This is a genomic window from Streptomyces sp. NPDC042346, from assembly GCF_055581845.1.
This window is the reverse complement of the sequence record NZ_JBVJEH010000004.1, coordinates 130,439-148,033: the sequence shown is the minus strand read 5'-3', so window position 1 is coordinate 148,033 and position 17,595 is coordinate 130,439. Positions and strand designations below refer to the sequence as shown.

The 17,595-nt window shown below is 68.6% G+C and carries 21 protein-coding genes; 2 read left to right on the top strand and 19 right to left on the bottom strand.

The annotated features are described in order from the left end of the window. Nucleotides 1–3 precede the first annotated feature (3 nt). The 5 genes from ACZ6K0_RS18485 to ACZ6K0_RS18465 form a co-directional block, all read right to left on the bottom strand. Nucleotides 4–852, bottom strand: a complete 849-nt coding sequence (locus ACZ6K0_RS18485; RefSeq protein WP_469230825.1) for a phage distal tail protein — start codon at nucleotides 850–852, stop codon at nucleotides 4–6. 40 nt (nucleotides 853–892) lie between these two features. Beyond that, nucleotides 893–3,304 carry a phage tail tape measure protein gene (locus ACZ6K0_RS18480; RefSeq protein ID WP_469230823.1) on the bottom strand — a complete coding sequence of 804 codons (2,412 nt, stop codon included), beginning with the start codon at nucleotides 3,302–3,304 and terminating at the stop codon, nucleotides 893–895. A gap of 224 nt (nucleotides 3,305–3,528) precedes the next feature. Continuing rightward, entirely contained in the window at nucleotides 3,529–4,017 is a 489-nt protein-coding gene (locus ACZ6K0_RS18475) for a DUF7426 family protein (protein WP_469230821.1), read from the bottom strand. Continuing rightward, nucleotides 4,017–4,556 carry a phage tail tube protein gene (locus ACZ6K0_RS18470; RefSeq protein ID WP_469230819.1) on the bottom strand — a complete coding sequence of 180 codons (540 nt, stop codon included), beginning with the start codon at nucleotides 4,554–4,556 and terminating at the stop codon, nucleotides 4,017–4,019. Before ACZ6K0_RS18470 ends, ACZ6K0_RS18475 begins: the two co-directional genes overlap by 1 nt. Nucleotides 4,557–4,567: 11 nt before the next feature. Then, the gene (locus tag ACZ6K0_RS18465; protein WP_469230818.1) at nucleotides 4,568–4,999 is read right to left on the bottom strand and encodes a minor capsid protein; all 432 of its coding nucleotides are present in this window, start codon (nucleotides 4,997–4,999) and stop codon (nucleotides 4,568–4,570) included. A 38-nt stretch (nucleotides 5,000–5,037) separates the two neighbouring features. Between ACZ6K0_RS18465 and ACZ6K0_RS18460 the strand changes: the two genes are divergently transcribed. Then, nucleotides 5,038–5,541 (top strand): HNH endonuclease, encoded by a 504-nt coding sequence (locus ACZ6K0_RS18460; protein WP_469230816.1) that lies wholly within the window; start codon nucleotides 5,038–5,040, stop codon nucleotides 5,539–5,541. On the opposite strand, the gene ACZ6K0_RS18455 is transcribed toward ACZ6K0_RS18460, so the two are convergent. From ACZ6K0_RS18455 to ACZ6K0_RS18410, 10 genes are all read right to left on the bottom strand, one after another. Continuing rightward, nucleotides 5,538–5,885, bottom strand: coding sequence for a hypothetical protein (locus ACZ6K0_RS18455; RefSeq protein ID WP_469230814.1), 348 nt, complete (start codon nucleotides 5,883–5,885; stop codon nucleotides 5,538–5,540). The two genes, ACZ6K0_RS18460 and ACZ6K0_RS18455, sit on opposite strands and share 4 nt — an antisense overlap. Continuing rightward, nucleotides 5,882–6,202, bottom strand: a complete 321-nt coding sequence (locus ACZ6K0_RS18450) for a hypothetical protein (RefSeq protein ID WP_469230812.1) — start codon at nucleotides 6,200–6,202, stop codon at nucleotides 5,882–5,884. Before ACZ6K0_RS18450 ends, ACZ6K0_RS18455 begins: the two co-directional genes overlap by 4 nt. Then, complete coding sequence (locus ACZ6K0_RS18445; protein ID WP_469230811.1) at nucleotides 6,196–6,594, bottom strand: head-tail connector protein; 399 nt, start codon at nucleotides 6,592–6,594, stop codon at nucleotides 6,196–6,198. The genes ACZ6K0_RS18450 and ACZ6K0_RS18445 overlap by 7 nt, the downstream gene beginning before the upstream one ends. Before the next feature lie 2 nt (nucleotides 6,595–6,596). After that, a complete protein-coding gene (locus tag ACZ6K0_RS18440; RefSeq protein WP_469230809.1) occupies nucleotides 6,597–6,845 on the bottom strand; it encodes a hypothetical protein in 249 nt (82 codons plus the stop codon). Then, on the bottom strand, nucleotides 6,845–7,855 hold the full coding sequence (locus ACZ6K0_RS18435; protein ID WP_317876558.1) for a major capsid protein: 1,011 nt from the start codon (nucleotides 7,853–7,855) through the stop codon (nucleotides 6,845–6,847). Before ACZ6K0_RS18435 ends, ACZ6K0_RS18440 begins: the two co-directional genes overlap by 1 nt. Nucleotides 7,856–7,874: 19 nt before the next feature. After that, nucleotides 7,875–8,561, bottom strand: a complete 687-nt coding sequence (locus tag ACZ6K0_RS18430) for a hypothetical protein (RefSeq protein ID WP_469230807.1) — start codon at nucleotides 8,559–8,561, stop codon at nucleotides 7,875–7,877. Nucleotides 8,562–8,644: 83 nt separating this feature from the next. Then, nucleotides 8,645–9,280, bottom strand: a complete 636-nt coding sequence (locus ACZ6K0_RS18425) for a hypothetical protein (RefSeq protein WP_469230805.1) — start codon at nucleotides 9,278–9,280, stop codon at nucleotides 8,645–8,647. Nucleotides 9,281–9,326: 46 nt separating this feature from the next. Continuing rightward, nucleotides 9,327–9,485 carry an Rmf/CrpP fold protein gene (locus ACZ6K0_RS18420; protein ID WP_469230804.1) on the bottom strand — a complete coding sequence of 53 codons (159 nt, stop codon included), beginning with the start codon at nucleotides 9,483–9,485 and terminating at the stop codon, nucleotides 9,327–9,329. A gap of 11 nt (nucleotides 9,486–9,496) precedes the next feature. Further along, nucleotides 9,497–11,761 carry a phage minor capsid protein gene (locus tag ACZ6K0_RS18415; protein WP_469230802.1) on the bottom strand — a complete coding sequence of 755 codons (2,265 nt, stop codon included), beginning with the start codon at nucleotides 11,759–11,761 and terminating at the stop codon, nucleotides 9,497–9,499. Between the two features lie 41 nt (nucleotides 11,762–11,802). Continuing rightward, entirely contained in the window at nucleotides 11,803–11,973 is a 171-nt protein-coding gene (locus tag ACZ6K0_RS18410) for a hypothetical protein (RefSeq protein ID WP_469230800.1), read from the bottom strand. A gap of 377 nt (nucleotides 11,974–12,350) precedes the next feature. On the opposite strand from ACZ6K0_RS18410, the gene ACZ6K0_RS18405 reads away from it, so the two are divergent. After that, nucleotides 12,351–13,373, top strand: a complete 1,023-nt coding sequence (locus ACZ6K0_RS18405; RefSeq protein WP_469230798.1) for an SRA domain-containing endonuclease — start codon at nucleotides 12,351–12,353, stop codon at nucleotides 13,371–13,373. On the opposite strand, the gene ACZ6K0_RS18400 is transcribed toward ACZ6K0_RS18405, so the two are convergent. From ACZ6K0_RS18400 to ACZ6K0_RS18385, 4 genes are all read right to left on the bottom strand, one after another. Next, the gene (locus tag ACZ6K0_RS18400; RefSeq protein ID WP_469230796.1) at nucleotides 13,370–14,851 is read right to left on the bottom strand and encodes a phage portal protein; all 1,482 of its coding nucleotides are present in this window, start codon (nucleotides 14,849–14,851) and stop codon (nucleotides 13,370–13,372) included. The genes ACZ6K0_RS18405 and ACZ6K0_RS18400 overlap by 4 nt on opposite strands. Then, nucleotides 14,838–15,266, bottom strand: a complete 429-nt coding sequence (locus tag ACZ6K0_RS18395) for an HNH endonuclease signature motif containing protein (RefSeq protein WP_469230794.1) — start codon at nucleotides 15,264–15,266, stop codon at nucleotides 14,838–14,840. Before ACZ6K0_RS18395 ends, ACZ6K0_RS18400 begins: the two co-directional genes overlap by 14 nt. A gap of 69 nt (nucleotides 15,267–15,335) precedes the next feature. Beyond that, nucleotides 15,336–16,562, bottom strand: a complete 1,227-nt coding sequence (locus ACZ6K0_RS18390) for a PBSX family phage terminase large subunit (RefSeq protein WP_469230792.1) — start codon at nucleotides 16,560–16,562, stop codon at nucleotides 15,336–15,338. Then, nucleotides 16,559–17,002 carry a helix-turn-helix domain-containing protein gene (locus ACZ6K0_RS18385; protein WP_469230790.1) on the bottom strand — a complete coding sequence of 148 codons (444 nt, stop codon included), beginning with the start codon at nucleotides 17,000–17,002 and terminating at the stop codon, nucleotides 16,559–16,561. Before ACZ6K0_RS18385 ends, ACZ6K0_RS18390 begins: the two co-directional genes overlap by 4 nt. Between the last annotated feature and the right edge of the window lie 593 nt (nucleotides 17,003–17,595).

The following is a 17,595-nucleotide window of genomic DNA, read 5'->3' as shown; positions in this document are numbered from 1 at the left end:
TCCTTACCAGTAGGCCGAGCGATAGCGCACGGTGACGGAAGCTGTTGGGTCGGTGCTGCCGGGGGCCGCGCGGAACGCGAGGGTCGACGTGCCGGGCGGCAGCGTCCATGTCTGTTCGGGCACGCTGCGCGCGGTCGCGGTGTAGAGCCGCGAGGCGGTCCTGTTGAGGGTGACGGTGCCCGCGCGGGTGTCGACGGCGAGCACGTCGCCGGCCGCGAGCGGTAGGTCGTATTCGAGCGTGTCGCCGGTCTCGATGCGGGTCAGGGACGGACGCTCGACGGGACCTCGAAACTCGACAACCGGGTGCGTGTCCGCATCGCCGAGGTTCGACACGGACAGTGCGCCGGTCGACCCGGGCTCGCCGAACCCGAGCGGCCAGCCGAGCGGCCAGCCGAGGCCCGGCTCGGACGACGGAAGACGCCCGGGGGCGACCCGCTCGATCAGGTCGTACCGGCGCGGGTCACTCGCCTCGAACTGCATCGCGCCGCCGATGGCGACACCGATCGCGTAACCGCCCGTGCCGACCGGCACGGTTCGCCGGATGCACCGGGCCCACGAGAGCAGCGGCGGGGAGTCGTCGAGTTTGATCACGAGGGGCTGCTCGTCGTCGCGAAGGGCCGTCGCGGCGGACAGGGCTCGCACGGCGGTGCTCATGCGTCCCGGCTCGGTGCGGATCACGACGCCGTCGAGGGTGATCGTCCTCGGCTCGGCGAGCAGCCGGCCGGGGTAGGCGCCGTGGGCGTCGGAGCGGTTGACGCTTCCCGAGTCGTAGGCGGGTGTCTCCTCCCACCCGGTCAGGGACTCCCACCCGTAGGTGGTGCGGGGGCCGAGCAGCAGGTCGCCGAACTGCACGTGTCCGGGGAGGGTAACCAGATCACCGGGGGCCAACTGGTCACCCCCTCGCCTTGGCCTGCCACGCGAGCGCGGCGGCCGTCTGATCGGCCGTCGCCGCACCGGCGTGCCAGTTCTCGATGTGGACCGTCGGGCCCCAACCACCCTTAGAAGGAATTCCGTTGGCTGACGCCCCGGCGGTGGCGAACTGCGGGGCGGCGGGGACCGAGACGAGCTTGCGCATCGTGCGGTCGACGGCGGGCGCACCCGCCTTGATGCCCTCGACGATTCCAGCGGGGATGAACTTTCCGATCTTGTCGCGCATGAGCCGCGACGGCGATTTGATACCGAGTGCTTTCGCGATCGGTCCGGGGATCAAATCCTTGGCCCAAGACATCAAGGTCGACTTGAGCCATGAGCCCATGCCCTTGATGCCACTCCAAAGACCCTTGATCAGATCCTTTCCCTTGTCGTAGAGCATCGAGCCGAAATCGCCGAAATAGCCCGCGATCTTGCCGGGAAGTCCTCGCACCCACGCGAGCATTTCACCGGCCTTACGAGCGGTGCCCGACTTGATCGAATCCCAATGCTTGATGATCAGGCCGACCAAAGTCCAGTTGAGGAAAAAGTCGACGATCCGGCCCGGGATTCCCTTGACCCAATCGACCGTGGCATTCCAGATGCGGAGCGTTCCGGCCTTGATCGAATCCCAATGCTTGATGATGAGACCGACCAAAGTCCAGTTGAGGAAAAAGTCGAGGATTGCCTGTCCGATTTCCTTGAGCTTTCCCCACACCCAATCCCACGCCGCCTTTGTGGCGGACACGATCGTGTCCCAGTTGGCGACGATCAACGCCACGATGCCGACCACGGCGGCGATCACGAGCGCGATCGGGCCCATGGCGAGCAGCCACGCCGCAGCCATCCGGGCACCCTGTATCAGGGACTGCGTCCCCATGAGCACCCATGCCGCGACCACCCGCACAGCAGCCGCGGCGGCGCCCGCGCCCTGCGCGATCCACCCCGCGAGCATCGTCGCGTTGAGGGCGACGAACCGTGCTGCTGCGGTGGCACCCGCCGCTGTCTGTGTGGCCCAGCCTGTGACGACGGCGGTCGTCGTCGTCCACGCCGTGATACCGAGCGCGACAAGCGTCGGCATCATCAGGACGGTGATCACACCGGCGGCGATCGAGAGCGCCGTCGAGTGCTCGGAGATCCACCCGGCGGACGAGCTGAACGCCCCGCCGAGGGTGCCGAGGACACCGGCCGCCACCTCAAGAGCCGGAACCAGATAGGTGCCGAGGACCCCGACGACCTTTTGCTCAATGCCCCTCTTGAACGCCTCGAATTTGGTCGCGGCGTTGTCGTGCATCGCGTCGCCGGCGGCGTCCGTCGCGCCCTTGACGTCGCCCAGCGCCTTAACGGCACTGGAGGGATCGAGAGAATACATCGCGCGCTGCATATCCTCGGCCTTGGTTCCAAAAAGGCCGAGCGCGATCTCGGATTGCTTGGCGGGGTCCTTGACGTTGCGCAGCCGGTCGAGGACTTGATCGAGCGCCTTTGCCGCTTCCGGTCCACCGGTCTGGAAGACCTTTTGCATCTGCTCGGCGGAAAGGCCGAGATCGGTAAAGGCGGTCGCTGTCGTCTCGCCCATTCCTTGTGCCATCAAGGTGAATTCCTTGAGGCTGTCGGCGACCGTGTCGGCGTCGCGCGCGCCGCCCTTGAGGCCCTGCTGCAAAAGACCCATCGACGTCTGAGCGTCGAGGCCGAGCTGCCGAAATTCCGTCGGATATTCGGAAAATGTATCGAGCAAATCCTCGGCGACGTCGACGCCGTTCTGCGAACCCTTGACGAGTACGTCGAGCGCTTCCTGCGCCGAGTCGGCAAGGCCGTTCTTCATCATCGTGCCGACCGCACGAGACACTCGGCCGACGTCCTCGCCCATGACCGAGGCGGCGCTCGCGACCTGAGTCGCAAGCGCCTTGACCTGTCCCTGAGTTGCTTCGGGAGGGAGCAGGCCGTTTCGGGCAACCCCCTTGATGATCTCGGCGCCTTCCTCGACCGAGTCGACGATCGCGCCCGCGTAGAGATCGCCCGCGACCTGGCCGTACTGCTTGGCGACCGGACCGGTCGCGCCGAGCTGCGCCTCAAGCTGCCCCGGGATCTTGCCCTGTTCGAGGGCCTTCCCGACCCCGGCCATGAGGGCGCCGCCGATCGCGCCGCCGATCGCTGCGGCGGCGAAGCCTTTCAAGGCGGTACCCATGCCGGAACTCGCCTGCTCGGCACCATCGGCCGCACCCTCCGCGAGCCCGTCGCCGAGGGCGTCGCCCGCAGCTTCACCGGCGCGATCGGCCTCGGCGGCGATGCGGTCGCCGCCCGCCTGCACTGCCGCGCGGGCGCGGTTCATCCCGGCGTCGGCGCCCGAGTCGTCGATCGTGACCGCGGCGGCGAGTTCGCCCACCATGAGTGCCATGGGGCCTCACCTCCTGCTGTGCGTGGCTCCCGTGGGGGAGGGCTCGGGCGGAGAGGTGAGGACTCGCGCGAGGCGGGACTCGGCGGAGAGCAGGGCGAGGATGCGCACCCGCAGCCACCGCCAGGACCGGGCGCGCAGCAGGCCCGGGGCGCCTAGGTCGATGCCGTAGATCTCGTGCAGATCGGCCTCGACGAGCGGCCACTCGGCGAGGATCTGCGCCCACGTCAGTGAGGCTTGCGGCCCTTCTTGGCCTTTGCGCGGGCGGGTGCCGGGCGGGTACTCGTACCACTCGTAGAGCCCCGAGTCGGGGTCGAGCTCGCCGCACCCGATCGGTTCCGGCGAGCTGCCCGATTCGGGGCCAGTCGAGAAGGGTCGCCGGCCGCGTTCCAGTAGCGTTCGGCGGCGCCCTTGTCCTGCGCGATCCACACCATGGCGGTGATCGCGCAGTGCTTGAGTGCGGGCCACTTCACGCCGTCGGCGACCATCTCGTCATGGGCGGGGCCCAGTACCTCGCGGTACAGGTCGCGCTCGGCGGCGTCGCCGAGCACCTGCTCGTCGGCCTTCCCGCCGTCGGCCGCCACGGCGGCGGCGTTGATCAGTGCCTGCGTGCGCAGACCGATCTCGGCCGACGGCGCGGGCACGGTGTAGAGCTTTCCGGCGACGGGCAGTTCGAGCCGCTCGTCGAGTAGCTCGTCGAGTTCCTCGAAAGCCATCAGGCATCACCCGCCTTGAGCGTCTTCGCCTCGGCGGCGGCGAACGTACCGCCGCCGGCGAGCGGGTTCGTGATCTCGACGAGCGGGCCCGAGCCGGTCAAGGTGACCTTGATCGTGTCGACCTCATCCGGGCCGCCCCCGTCGGGCTCCCACGTGACCAGCGCCGAACCTTCCTGTGCATCGTCGGCTCCGTTGCGGTCGAAGTACCGCACCCGTACATAGCTCTTGGCGCCGAACGAGCGCGACGCCTTCCTGAGCGCTTCCTGCGCCGCGTTGAATACCCCGGTCGTCGGGTGGGCGCGGTGCGCGAGGGTGGTCTCGATGGACCACGCGAGCATGGTCACGGCCTGCTCGCTCCATCCCTCGGCGTCGTAGGTCGTGACTTCCTGCTGAGTCGGTTCGATCTTCGGTGTGAACTCGGTGATCCCGGGGACGAGCGTCCACAGCGGGGTACCGGGAGTCGTGCCCATATCCAGTTCAAGGCGGTACCGGCGCGCGAGCGCGGTTACGGTCTCGGCCGGGGGCGTCGGTGTACTCAAGTGGGCGCCTCCTATTCGAGGTTGGGGTGCGCCCGGTGGGCGCGAACGTGAAAGTTGGCGGTCCGCTCCCAGCGGCCCGAGGCGTCGGTGCCGATCGGGGCGGCCGAGACGCGAATGACGAGCTGCACGGGGACGGCCCCGAACCGGTGCGGGCCGCTGCCGTGCAGCAGCTCGTGCACCTGGTCGTCGAGGGCGTCGACCTCGCGCGGGTCCGCGCCCGCGCGGGTGCGGACCTGAATCCCGGTGGTCGTGTCGGTCAGCACCGGGGAGTCGGCGACCGGGTAGGCGGCGAGGCAGATACACCGGTCAGGAGCGGGCGGAAGGGCTGCGATCGTGATCGCGGTCTCGCCCGCCGCGTACACGCCGTCGGGCCGGTAGACGCCGACGCCGGCAGCGGAGAGCAGGCGAGCGAGACCGTCGAGCAGGTCGACGGTGTAGGTCATTAGCAGTGATGTCCTAGGTGGTGCCTATGCTCGGCGGCATGGCTCAAGGCAGACCAGATATCCCAACAGCGCTGCGACGTGCGGTACTTGTGGAAGCAGGGCATCGGTGCGCGATCCCGACGTGCAGACAGGTGCCGGTCGATCTGGCTCACATCAGCCCGTGGGTCAAAGTCAAAGAGCACACGTTCGAGAACTTGATCGCGCTGTGTCCGACGTGCCACGCACGTTTCGACCGTGGTGACATCGACAAGCGGTCGATGCTCCAGTACAAGAGCAACCTTGACGTGCTCAACCATCGCTATTCCGACATCGAGCGCCAGGTGCTGCGATTCCTCTACACGCGGGTTATTGAGGGGGTGGCCCTCGCCATCCCCAGTGCGATGGGTTGGATGGTGCACGATCTGGAAGAGGACGGACTCGTTGAGTTCGACGCCGACGACCCCGGTCAGGCGGAGTTGAACGAGTCGGGAATCCTGCTGACCGCAAAGGGCCGAGACTTCATGAAGCGGTGGTTCACCGCGATGCCGATTGATGAGACCTAGCGCAGTGCCCGCCGAACCTGTGCGGCGATCAACGCCTGCACCTCGCCCGCCGTCTCGGGCAGAACGCCCTCAAGGAACTTGGCGGAGCGGCCGGGCGCGTGCCGGGCTGTCATGTCCTCGTGGACCCTGCGCGCGTACGGGGTGTCGTAGCTGACGGCGGCGGTCATCTGCTGCTCGTCAACCGATGTCGCGCCCGAGCGTTCGAGGGTGCCCTCGGCGATCGGCACGCGCTGCCGGCTCGCGGCGAGGACGTGCTCGGCGCCGAGCAGCAGACCCCGGGCCGCGGCCTCGCGGATCGTGTCCGAGGCGGCAGTGCCGTTCCAGCGCAGTCGGGCGCGGCTCATTCGCACATCACCTCTGTGGATGCGGGGACCGGTAGGCCCGGGGCGGTGTGTACTGCCGAACTGATCGCTGTCGTGATCCGGCCGCCGGGCAGCGTCACGCGCGACCCCGCCGGACAGCCCAGACCGGGGGCGGCGATGATCTGCGCGGTGCTCGTGACCTCGCGGCCGTCGGCGGCGCGCGCCATGCGCACGGCCTCGCCGACGAGCGCGGGATGCTCGACGAGCGGCCCGTACGTTGGGCCGTACGCTCCGTCGCCGAGGTAGGTCTCGACGCCGACCCGGTGCCGCAGCAGGGACGGCGGTACTCGGGTTACCACTGCTGCACCTCACCCGGGGTGAGACCGGCACGCAGCAGCGCGCGGGCCGCGCGCGGGGCGAGCTCGACGCCGGACGCGCCCGCTGTTGAGGCGGCACGGCCGGACAGGCTGACGGGGCCGATCGAGACCGAGTCCCATCGGCCCTGCGCCCCGGTGCCGTCGTCGCCGGCGGCGAGCCAGAACTCGACCTGCGCGCACGTCGCCGAGCTGAGCGCGGCGGAGATCTCGGGATCGGTCGGGTCGCCGTCGTCGTCGACCGGGTAGATCGCGGTCAGCAGGGCCGAGTCGATGTCCTCGCCCGCCCGCGCGATCAGCCGCTCGGCGTCTACCGGGGCAGGGGCGCCGAGCCAAACGGCGAGGGCCTCGGGGGTGGTGTAGGGCTGTCGGGCCAAGGTCACCCCCTTGCGCGCCGGGAACCGGAACGGCCCGCCGACTTGTCGTCTGGCGGGCCGTCCGGCTCGGTGTCGGGCGTCTCGCCCGGCGGGTCGTCGTCGAGGGGCTCGACGTCGTATCCGGCTCCCTGGCAGTAGCCGATGATCGCGATGTCGTCCGTGACGGCGGTGCCGTCGGTGAAGCGGAGACCGCCGGGGCCGTCTCCGGTGTAGTCGCTGACGGGGGCGGTGATGCGCACGTTCATGGGCATCACGCGCTCTTGATGTTGCGTAGGACGGCAGCGGCCTTGGTTGCCTTGAGGACCGGGGCGAGCGGCCCCATCTCGACCTCGCCGAGCTTGACCGCGCCAGAGCTGTTGAAGTCGGGAAGCCACGTCTGCACGAGCGGGACGGACGCGACCGAGGCCCCGTGGAACCCATCGAGCCCGTACCTGATCGCGTACAGGTCGCCGAGCCCGGTCACGTTGCCACCGGTCCCGGCGCCGTCGGGGTCGCGGGTGACGAGCCCGATCACGTCGGCGTTCGAGCCGGCCTTGCTCTTGAGGTCCACCAGGGGGATGCCGTTGTACGCGACGACCGGGCGGCCGAACGCGTCCGTGGACTTGTCGATCTGATCGGTCCACGCGGCGACGGCCTTGAACAGTGCGAGCGTCTTGCGGTTGCCGTAGATCACATCAGGGGTGTCGTCCATGGTGGCGAGCCACGAGTCGATGTGGCGCTGTGCGGCGAGCGCGCCGGCCTTGTCGTTGATCGACGTCCAGTCGAGGAACCCGGACGCGACCCCGTTCGCGAGCGGCAGGTACTCGGTGTCGGTGCCCGTGAGGATCTTCGAGAGCCCGTCGAATCCGGCTGTGTCCGTGGCCTTGTCGCCGTTGATCACGGCGTCGGCGAACTTGGAGCGGGCCGCCTTGATCTTCTGGGACATGTTGAGCGCGACCGCGCCGGACGCTGATGCGCCGATGCGGGAGATCACCCGGTCGACTCGGAACGAGCCACCGAGCGGCACGAGATCGACCGTGTAGCGCTGCGTGGTGACCTCGGCCGGGGTGTACTCGCTGTTCAGCTGTCGGAACTCGGCGTTCGCCTGCGTGATCAGGCGCCGGTATCCGTAGGTCAGGGTGTCGCCGCCGCCGGTCGGGTTGACGCTGTTGTCGAAGGTGAGTCGGTCGAGGATGTCCGAGCTCTTGCGGAACTCGTCGATCACGGTCAGGTCGAGGTCGTCGGTTGCGTTGTTCCGAGCCTCGGCGAGGGAGGTAGGCAAATCGATTCTCCTTGGCTGGTCAGCCGCTGGTCATGCGGGCGGCGACGGCGTCGTGCAGGGTGGTCGCGCGCCGCTCGCCGGCGGGCGGACCGTTGAACTCGCCGCCCCCGCGCGGCGGCGCCGGGGTGGCGCGGTAGAGGTCGGGGTCGGCGTCTACGGCCGCCTTGATCGCGGCGGTGAGCTTGTCGGTGAACCCACTGTCGAGCGGGTCGAGTTCGGCGACCGAGGCGAGGAACGAGCGGCTGTTGAGCAGGCGGTCGCCGCGCGCCCCTTCGTCGGCGGCGACTCGGGCGACGGCGAGCTCGACCCGGGCGGTCCGCAGCTCGGCGGCGTGCTCGGAGAGCAGCCGGTCGCGCTCGGCGACGGCGGCGGCCAGGGCGGCGGGGTCCTGCTTGCTCTCGCCGCCGTTCGGGTTGAGCGCCCGGGTCACGGCGTCGAGAGCGGCGCGCAGTTCGTCGCGCTCGGCCATGACCGTCTCGGCGCGGCTGTTGGCCTCGGCGAGCTGCTGCTCGGCGGCCGGATCGGTGGCCGGCGGCGCACCGGGCGCGGGGTTCGGGTCGCCCGACGGCGGGGCGGGGTTCGGGTCGCCGCCCTCGCCCGAGCCGCCCTTGATGGGCCAGATCGGGCGGCCGTCGCGGCGGTGGCCGAGGGCGCGGTCGCCGGTGCGCGGGTGCACCGGCAGGGTGTCGCGGATGTGCTCGGGCATGAGTGCTTGGCCCTCCGAGGGTGTCGTGCGGGCATGAAAAACGGCCCGCCATGAGCGGGCCGCAGTGTGGGACAGAAGAGCTTTCAGATCTTCGGGCCGTACTCCTGCACGAGGCTGGCAACTCCGAGCAGGAGGGCGATGAAGAGCATCTGCTTTAGGTGAAACGAGCGAGTGTGAGGTGCGTCATCGGCGCGCAGGTCGCGAATCCTCACATCGACCAATGGTGCGTTACTCGTCAGTTGTACGTCTGAGCCATCGACAAGTAGCGAGTAGCTGAGGCGCTGCCCCACCTTGATGAGGGCTGGCCCAAACTCCAAGGTAGAACCAGCGATCGTTGGGGTCGGGGCAGAGTTATGACTCGACGAACTCGTCGCCTGGAGAACAGAGATGATGGGAGCGCCGAACTCTAGACGAATGGGGCTGCTGTTGTCGTAGTCGTTACGCGTGATATCCCGTCGCCCGCGATTCCAAAGGGCTACTTCCACGATCTGGGGAGCCGCCACAACCCTTCCCTGGTGTCGCAACTCCAGGTCATCGCGCACCCCCGTGGGTGCTTGAATCAGCGCCGTCACCCGCCGGATTCCGATGTCCAGCCGCTTGCCCGCAGTCCCAACGCGGTGAGTCACCCAGATAGTTCCGATGCCGACCGCTGCGGCTATGGCTACACCAGCCGCCGTCCAGAAGGTCCCGGACTCGTAGAACGCGCTCGCGAGATACATGGACGTACATCTAACACAGCGCCGCACGAGGTGGGTTCCGGACCTGTCAGCTACCGGACCTAAGCTGTGCCTTTCCATAGCCGCGTACCCATGCCGCGGTCAGCCGGGGGTCGGTGAAGCGGGGGCAGACGGTCGGCGGGTGTCCGGCTCGTGCGGCGGCGAGACCGGCCTGCCGAGCTCGTAGGGCGTCCTCGCGGAATCCCAAGCGATCACCCCCTAGAACTTGCTGCGCTGGTTCTCGCGTGCGTTCCGGGCGGTCTCGCCGGCGCCGGTACGGACGCCGGTCACCTGCTCGGTGAACTCGGCGAGGGTCAGCCGCGGCGAGACGTCTTCCCAGAACCTGATCAGGTCCTCGCTCGCCCTCGCGTACGCGACGTGGGAGGGGCCCGAGAACAGGCTGCGCGGGTCGACGCCGGCGGCCTCGGCGCGACGGTTCAGCATGTGTCCTCGGGTCGCGTCCTCGGCGGCGAGCCACTGCACGTATACGTGCTCGGCGTACATCTCGCGAATCTCCTCGCGGCTGTACGCCTCGCGCGCCGCCCGGTCGGAGAGCTCGCGCTCGTACGCCCACCGCTCGACGGCGGACATGTGCTCGGTGCCGTCCGGGCCGCGCTCGACGTCCGCCCCGTACGGCCCCCACTCGTCGGGGTCCGCCGGGGGAGAGTCATCGAGGCGGATCGGGTACATCGCGTCGTCGAGGGCGTCCCGCGCGGCGAGGGTGTCGGCGACCGTCGCGCCGGCCGCGGGTGGTGGCGGGGCGGGCGGGTGCCGGCGGTCGATCTCCCCGGCGATCCGCTCGGCGTCCGCCGGGGAGGCGTAGCGGATGCCCCACACGAGCAGATCGTCGCCGAGCTCGGAGAGATCGTCGGCGAGGCGCCCGCCCGGAAACAGGGAGTCGAGCAGGCGGCGCCGGTGGATCTCGGCGCCGATCGCCGGACGGTCCTCGGGCACGTGCCGCGCCCGGGTGGCGAGAGCCTGCTCGGACATCCCGAGCAAGTCGGCCCGCACTCCGGGCATGGCGGCGTCGACGTCTCGGCGGTCGGCCTCGGCCATGACGCGCAGCAGACCGTCGTCGTCGAGGTGCAGCGCGACGCGGGCGAGCTCGTCGTCGCTGAACTCGGCGAGGCTGTCGACCATGCGTCCGCCGGGGCGGATGCGGTCGAGCAGCGCCTGCTCGTCGCGGCGGTCTGCCTCGGCGGTGATCCGGTCCCGGTCGCGCTCGTCGAGCACCCCGGGCCGCAGCGCGGCGCCGAGCTGCTCGTCGGTCATTTCGGGCAGCGTGCGGTCGTCGCCCGCTCGTACGCGCGCGGCCTCGAACGGGTCCGCCCCCGGGCCGCTCGGGGTACCGGGGCGGCCCGCGGTGCCGCCGTCCGGCGGGAGGTTGCTCGCGCCGGGCTGCTCGCGCTCGCGGCGGCGGATGAGTTCGGGGTGCTGCGCGAGGTGATCGCGCATCCGGCCCTGCCACTGCCGCACTCGCGCTTCGGCCGCTTTCTTGGCCTCGGGCGTCGCGGCGACGGCGGCGCGGTTCTTCCACTTCCTGATGGCGCGCTCGATCGCCCTCTGCCGTTGCGTTGCTTCGTAGCCGGCGGGGTCCTCGGAGTGCTCGACCGGCGCCCGGCTGACGCCGGGGAGATAGGCGCTCGTGCTGTGTCGGCAGTTGGGGTGTTGCAGCCCGGAGCGGCGGGCGTCGTCGAGCGATCCGGCGACGTGTACCTGCACCGTGCGGTTGTCGTCGGTGGCATGCTCGACCTCGATCGTCCGGGCGCCGCCCGGTCCGTCGAGCGCAAGCACCTTGCCCTCGAATGGGTCGCAAAGATCGCAGTTGTGGGGGGCGTTGGAGACGATCACGAGTGAGACGCCGGCGGCGCGCAGCTTGTCGCCGTGCGCCTCGACCGCGGCCCGCCCGACGGCGGTCCGCACTGCCATCTCGGCGTAGCTCGTCATCTGCCACGCGCGCCCGCCCTTGTCGACGAACGTCCGCAAGCCCCGGTCGGCGAACCTTTCGAGGGCGCGCTGCGTGGCCTGCTGCCGGGTGTCGATCCCGAGTAGCGGCGTCGCCGATACCTCGCTGATCACCTGTCGGTATCCGTCCTCGACACCGCGCAGGATGCCGCGGTGCGTCTCGGTGACGAGCTCGATCGTCTCGGTGGCGAGCCGATCAACGGCTCGGGTGTTCGGGGTGCTGTCCGTGATTCGGCGGGCGTCGCCCTCGGAGAGGGCGCCGAGCTCGGCAAGGCCGGCCCGCGCCCCGATCTCGTAGGCCTCGGTCACGGCCGAGAACACCTCAAGATCAAGGGCGGTTCCGAGCGCGTCGACGACGCCCTTTGCCGCCCGCCGCAGCGACTGGACGTCGCGCAACTTGGCAACGGCCCACCCTGGGGCGTCGAATCCGTCGGCGAGCTGCCGCGCGACGATGCCGAGCAGGCGCTGCTCGCCGTCCGCGTACAGGTCGCGGACGGCGGCCGAGAGATCCTCGGCCATGCCGGGGTGAACACCCATGTCACCCCCGGCCCCGCTGTGCGTTAGCCCTCAGCGTCGTTAGTGCCGTCGGCCGATCCCTGCCGCAGGGATCGCCGTACCTCCCGAAACGCGTTGATGAGATCAGGAAGCTGACGCAGCGTTGCGGCCGTGAGGGTGATCGAGAGCCCGAGAGTGCCAAAAGCGGCGATGATCACGCTGGTGGTGATGTCCATGGCGCTGAGCATGGGCGCGGCCCTCTCGGCAGCGCAAACGCCCGCTGACCTGCATAAACGGCCGCGGAGAATGAATTTCTATCGAATTTCGACAAAAGGGTAGTAAGGTACTTTCCCCACCCAAAACGGGCTATTCGGGAAATGTTGCGCGGCTGACCTGCGCCTCTTGCTGAACCTCGTTTGTCTCTCTGGATATTGAGTTAACCAAGAGGTGGTTTGTTGGAATCCCGGAAAGCTCGTTCTGTGTTTGGCTGAAAATCTCTGGTGCGTGGCTCAATCTTTCGCGCTGGTGTTGGCGTCCTACCCCGTTCGGTCGGCAACCTCAGCAGCGGTACAGCACGACATGGGTTGTCAGCGGTCGCCGGTACGGTCGTGCTATGACCTCTGTGCAGATCAAGCCCGGCGACGTCAGGACGCGCGCGGAGCTGAAAGCGATCTTCGGTGGCGGCCCGCAGGGCGGAATCATCCCGTCACGCACGACCGACAACATCCTGCTGTTCACCGATCACGAGAGCGCCAAGGACTTTGGCTATCAAGACGGTTGGCTCGCTGAGGAAGACAAGTCGGGCCCGATCTTTGAGTACACCGGGCAGGGGACCCGCGGCGACCAAACCTTGAGCGGCAACAACGGGTCGGTCCTGCGCCATGTGGAAGATGGTCGAGCTCTGCACCTCTTCATCGCGGTCGGGTATGTCGGCGGCGGAACGACCGGGGCACGGACGCATCGCTACGTCGGCGAGTTCGTGCTCGACGCAGACGACCCCTTTGTGATGCGCCAGGTTCTCGACTCGGAACAGGAAATGCGGTGGGTGTACGTCTTTCGCCTGCGGCCCGTGGCCGGTGTTGAGCAGGCACCCGAGGACTTCGTTCCGATTGCCCCCGAGACGGTCACCACGAAGGTGCCGGCGACGCCGATCAGCGACCCGGCTCTCGCGGCGCTTGAGCTCAAGCCTGCCGAGGCCACGACGAGCGAGACGATCAAGCCCGAAGCCAACAGCGGGAAGAAGATCACGCGCAAGCCGACCGAAGGGGTCGAGGTCAAGCGGCGGGAAGCAGAGTTGAGCGACCGGTTCCTCGCCTTCCTGACCGGGCAGGGGCACAGCGTCGACCGGATCAAGATCCGTGTTGAGGGGCTGAACTCCACCTTCTTCACTGACCTGTTCGACTCAACCGATAACGCCCTGTACGAGATCAAGGGCAACATCAGCCGCAACGCCATCCGAATGGCCATAGGGCAGCTCATCGACTACCGGCGGCACATCACCCCCAAGCCTGATCATCTCGTGGTCCTGCTTCCGGAGTGCCCCGACCATGATCTCTGCGACCTGGTCGAGGCCGGCGGTATGACCCTCATCTACGAGGACGGAGACAAGTTCGTCGGGTGGCCGGTCGCCAACTAGACGAGCTGTCCGCTCTGCATCGGGTCGGGCACTGCTGCGCCCGACTCGATGTTGATGCGGTCGACCTCGGCCTGCACGTCTGCCGCGTCCCACTCGGGGTGCAGCATCCGAACCTTGGTTTCGGCTGAGACCGCCTGCGCCTGCTGGAGTAGGGAAAGGGTCTGTGCGAGCGAGGACGTGTCTTCGGTGATCGAGTCGCCGAACGCCACACTCGGCCGCTCGGGCACGATTCGCGGCGTGAACAGTGCCCTGTCGAGCAGCAGCAGGACGTGCAGCATGTCGGCGACGGGCGGCGACCAGTACCTCACCTTCTTGCCTCGGGTGACCATGCTCTTTCGCTCGCGCGCCCGTACCTCGGTCGCGGTGACCGCGGCGCCCTGGTCGCCGAGCCCGAACGTCGCCGCGGAGTATCCGGCGCTCATCACAGCTTGCCGGGTGATAGCGGTCGAGGTGCGCTCGTGCTCGTCGACCCTGATCGCGAACTGATTCAGCGTGATTCCGGCGCCGCCCTGCTCGGTCGGCGGGATGTTGAGCAGCGTCCAAATCTCGCGGTCGTCGTCGAACGATGCGCCGCGGCCCGGTCCGTGGTCCCGTAGGTATCCGTCGGGCACGAGCAGCCGTGCGCGGGCGAGTCGCAGGTCGCGAATCCAGCTCGACCACGTCGTATCGAGCGCGTCGAACAGGTCGTATAGGGGAGCGTTGAAGTCGGACCGGCCGAACGGCGATCCGCGGTGCTTCCGGTGGGGGCGGATGTTGGGGCAGTAGGCGGCGGTCAGCAGGTCGATACCGGTCTCGATCGCGTCGCCCTCGGGGCCGAGTGAATCGGCGAGGGCGGCGACCTCCGGGTGCTCGATGAGCGGCACCCGCACTCCGAGGCTGTCCTGCGAGCCCTGGTAGAGCCCATGCTCGATCCGGCCCGGGGCGTGCCGTTCAAGGTGCCGCCATACAGTGACCGAATCCGAGGCGAGCTCGCGCCAGAAGGTCACGGCGACGAGCTGCCCCCATCGCCATTCCGGCATAGAGGCGTCGGGATGAACGGTGGTGAGCAGCGGCCGGCCGACGAGCGAGCGATCCCACGTGACGCGTAGGTAGACGCCGCCGAGCGCGGCGGCGACTTCGGCCGCTTCGAGCAGGGTGTTCGCGATGCCGTCGGACTCGGCGAGCTCGACGAGTCGGTCCTGCGTGGGTGTGTCAGTCACGGTGAGCTCGGGAGGCTCGGCGAACAGCAAATCAGCGCTCGCGGTCGCGATGTCTCCGGGCAGGGGAATGTGTAGCCGGTGATCAGGCGTCCCGGGCTGCGCGGCGCGCTCGCGCCCCCACAGCCGGCGCCGGCCGTCGTGGCCTTGCGGGGCGTTGCGGTAGACGGCGGCGAGCCGGTCTCGGTCGCCGGAGTACCAAGCGTCGTCGACCTTGATCTCGGCGTAGTGCCGGGCGAGGCTGGGCGGCGGCCACGGCACCCCGTTGTCAGGAAGCGGCACAGCTCACCCCCCGTCGTACCCGGGCACGCTGCGCGGCGCACGGCCGGCAGTGCCGGGTGCCGTTCGGGGCGCGGTACGTGTTCGCTTGGTCGAATCGGTGTCCGCGGGCACAGTGCGTTTGGCGTGCGCGGCGGGCGGCCGGACTGATTCCGCGGCGGATGTTGGTTCGGGTGGTGACCACTTCGAGGTGGTCGGGGTTCGCACAGTGTCGGCGGCGGCACAGGTGGTCGATCACGAGTCCGCGGGGAATTGGGCCCCGTACGAGCTCGTAGGCGACGCGGTGCGCGTACTGCGGGCGTCCGGCGACCTTGATCTGCCCGTAGCCGTTGGGCTTGATGTGGGCTGTCCAGTCCCAGCAGCCGAGGGGCCCAGGGGTGACCTTGTCGAGGAACCGGTCGGTCAGTGAACGGGGCACTCGATCACCCCCTCGACGTGCTCGGGTCCGCGGCGCGGCGCAGCGCACCGGGCGGGAACGGGGGAGGGGTCAGACGAGTAGGCCGCGCCACTCATGGACGGTGCTGTGCACCACGTATCGCAGCGCGTCGAGCGAGTGATCGTCTTGCTTGACGGGGCGGTCTTCACCGCGGGCCGCGGCGGCGTCGTCCCATACGTACGTGGAGAACTCGGCGAGCAGCCCCTCGCACGAGCGATGGATCAGTAGCCGGCCAGCGTCGAGCGCATTCGCCACGCTGCGGATGCCGTCCAATACGGCGTTGTTGGCGCGGGCGACGTTCGGGTATCCGTCGGCCCAAAGCTGAGTCGAGAAGCTCGTCGCGCTCGGGTCGATGAACGTCCACTCGGGCCGCACGCCCTGCTCGGCGATCCACTCGCGGACGGCGCGGCTGTACTGCGCGTCGGTCATCTGCCGGTGTACGGCGCGGGCGTCGTGTCGCCACTCGCTCACCGCGTACAGCCGGCCGTTGGCGCCGAGGCCGAGCAAGATTGCCACGAAAGGGTTGCTCGTGCCGTAGTCCACGCCGGCCCAGTAGCGGCGCATCTCGGGCAGCTCGTCGACGACGTGCTGCTGCTCGTCGTACATGTCGTAGATCGCGCCCTCGGCGACGACCCACTCGCCGAGGATCATCCGGCGCCGCCACAGACCGGTGTATTCGGCGGACAGTGCCTTGACGTACGACGGTGGCAGCGCCGGATTGTCGGCGAGCTTGAAGTGCCAGGAAGCGAGGTCGAGCTCGTGCTGCCGGTCGAGGTACTTCATCTTGAGCCAGTGCCGCGGCGCGTCCGGGTTCGTGGTTCCGATCAAGAGGGCGCGGTCGACGCTGAGTCGGGCGAGTAGCTGCGTAAAGAACGCTTCCGGCAGCAGCGTGACCTCATCGGCGTACGCGACGGACGCGGTCAGACCGCGCAGTCGGCCCTCGGATCGAGAGTCACTCGCACCGATCAGGTGCACGACTCGGCCGAGGATCAAAGCCGTTGTCGCGCCGCGGGTGTGATGGACCTCGGCCGCGGTGTCCGAGAACAACTCGGGATCTTGCAGCGGCTCGATCACGTTCCGCTCGATCGTGGCGAGTGACCGGCCCACGATCAGGATCAACCCCGAGGCCGGCGCTCGCCGGACGGCGAGCAGGAAGCGCAGCAGCGACGAGATCGTCTTGCCGCTACGCACCGAGCCGTGCCACAAGTTGATACGGCGCGTGGCCTCGCGGATCGAGCGCAGTTGCTTGTCGGAGAGATGTCCGGCCGAGGGGATCACCCCCCGTCGGCGTCATCTCCGGGCGGCCCGAGCAGCGCGTCGGCGAGGCGGTCGAGCATCCCGCCGGCGCTCGTTGCCTTGGTGTTGCGGGTGAGCTCGGCGACCTTGGCGTGTACCTCGGTCAGTGCTCGCGCGGCGGTGGCGTAGTCGCGAGCGTCTCGTGCGGAGTCGGCCTCGCCAACTCGCTCGATCTGAGCGAGGGCCCCGTCGAGGGCGTCGTCGGCGAGCTGCTCGCGCCGCACCGCAGCATCTGCTCGGCGGGCATCGGTGGCGGAGGCGACACGCGCCCCGCCCGAGAACGAGAGTCCCTCGGCGGCGGCGATCTTCGAGACGGTGGCGGCACCGCGGCCGAGTTCGCGGGCGATCTGGTTACGGGACTTGCCCTTGGCGTGCAGCCGGCGCACTGCTGCTCGGTCGGCGTCCGTGATCGGGTCGGCCACGGGATCACCTCCCATTGCGACGGGTTGGCCTGCCACTTTTTCAAGATTCTTTAGAATCGCGACTTCTTGAGAAATGTCGGAATTCTGAATTCGGCTTGCGTGTCACGGATCGATCTCCTACCAGGGACGCGTCTCAAGTCGCCTGCTACTCGCGCGACTTTGAGTGCGGCGTATGCGTTGCGGCACAAGGGTGATTAGCCCGTTTCGTGTTTGATTTGCGGTATATATCCCTGCACATTGTGAAAAGGCCGGGATGCAGATCGGCTCTCGGTGTGTCTGGCTACGACAAGTAAGGGGAGTGCTCGTGAAGTCATGGCGAAGCAAGCGTGCGGAGATGAGGCAGAAGGAAACTCGGCGTCGACACCCGCTCGCCGATCACGCGCGTGAAGCGTGGATCGTGATCGTGGTTGTGGTGGTGGTTGCTTGCGCGCCGCACCTCAGCCCGGAGGCCCTGAGTCTGATAGGTGTCGTGGCCACGCTGCTCGGCTCGCGTGTGCGGCCTCAGTCTGCTCGGTAGGGGCAGTACTGAGGTGAACTGAACGCCCCCGTAACCGCGTCGCGTCGGGGTTGTTCGAGCGGGAGCGCTTCCGGGC

Excerpts from the sequence above, each read along its gene's own strand:
- ACZ6K0_RS18415 (WP_469230802.1), bottom strand. The coding sequence starts at position 11,761 with ATGGCCGAGGATCTCTCGGCCGCCGTCCGCGACCTGTACGCGGACGGC.
- ACZ6K0_RS18430 (WP_469230807.1), bottom strand. The coding sequence starts at position 8,561 with ATGCCCGAGCACATCCGCGACACCCTGCCGGTGCACCCGCGCACCGGC.
- ACZ6K0_RS18475 (WP_469230821.1), bottom strand. The coding sequence starts at position 4,017 with ATGGCTTTCGAGGAACTCGACGAGCTACTCGACGAGCGGCTCGAACTG.
- ACZ6K0_RS18455 (WP_469230814.1), bottom strand. The coding sequence starts at position 5,885 with ATGAGCCGCGCCCGACTGCGCTGGAACGGCACTGCCGCCTCGGACACG.
- ACZ6K0_RS18460 (WP_469230816.1), top strand. The coding sequence starts at position 5,038 with ATGGCTCAAGGCAGACCAGATATCCCAACAGCGCTGCGACGTGCGGTA.
- ACZ6K0_RS18480 (WP_469230823.1), bottom strand. The coding sequence starts at position 3,304 with ATGGCACTCATGGTGGGCGAACTCGCCGCCGCGGTCACGATCGACGAC.
- ACZ6K0_RS18425 (WP_469230805.1), bottom strand. The coding sequence starts at position 9,280 with ATGTATCTCGCGAGCGCGTTCTACGAGTCCGGGACCTTCTGGACGGCG.
- ACZ6K0_RS18465 (WP_469230818.1), bottom strand. The coding sequence starts at position 4,999 with ATGACCTACACCGTCGACCTGCTCGACGGTCTCGCTCGCCTGCTCTCC.
- ACZ6K0_RS18440 (WP_469230809.1), bottom strand. The coding sequence starts at position 6,845 with ATGCCCATGAACGTGCGCATCACCGCCCCCGTCAGCGACTACACCGGA.
- ACZ6K0_RS18405 (WP_469230798.1), top strand. The coding sequence starts at position 12,351 with ATGACCTCTGTGCAGATCAAGCCCGGCGACGTCAGGACGCGCGCGGAG.
- ACZ6K0_RS18410 (WP_469230800.1), bottom strand. The coding sequence starts at position 11,973 with ATGGACATCACCACCAGCGTGATCATCGCCGCTTTTGGCACTCTCGGG.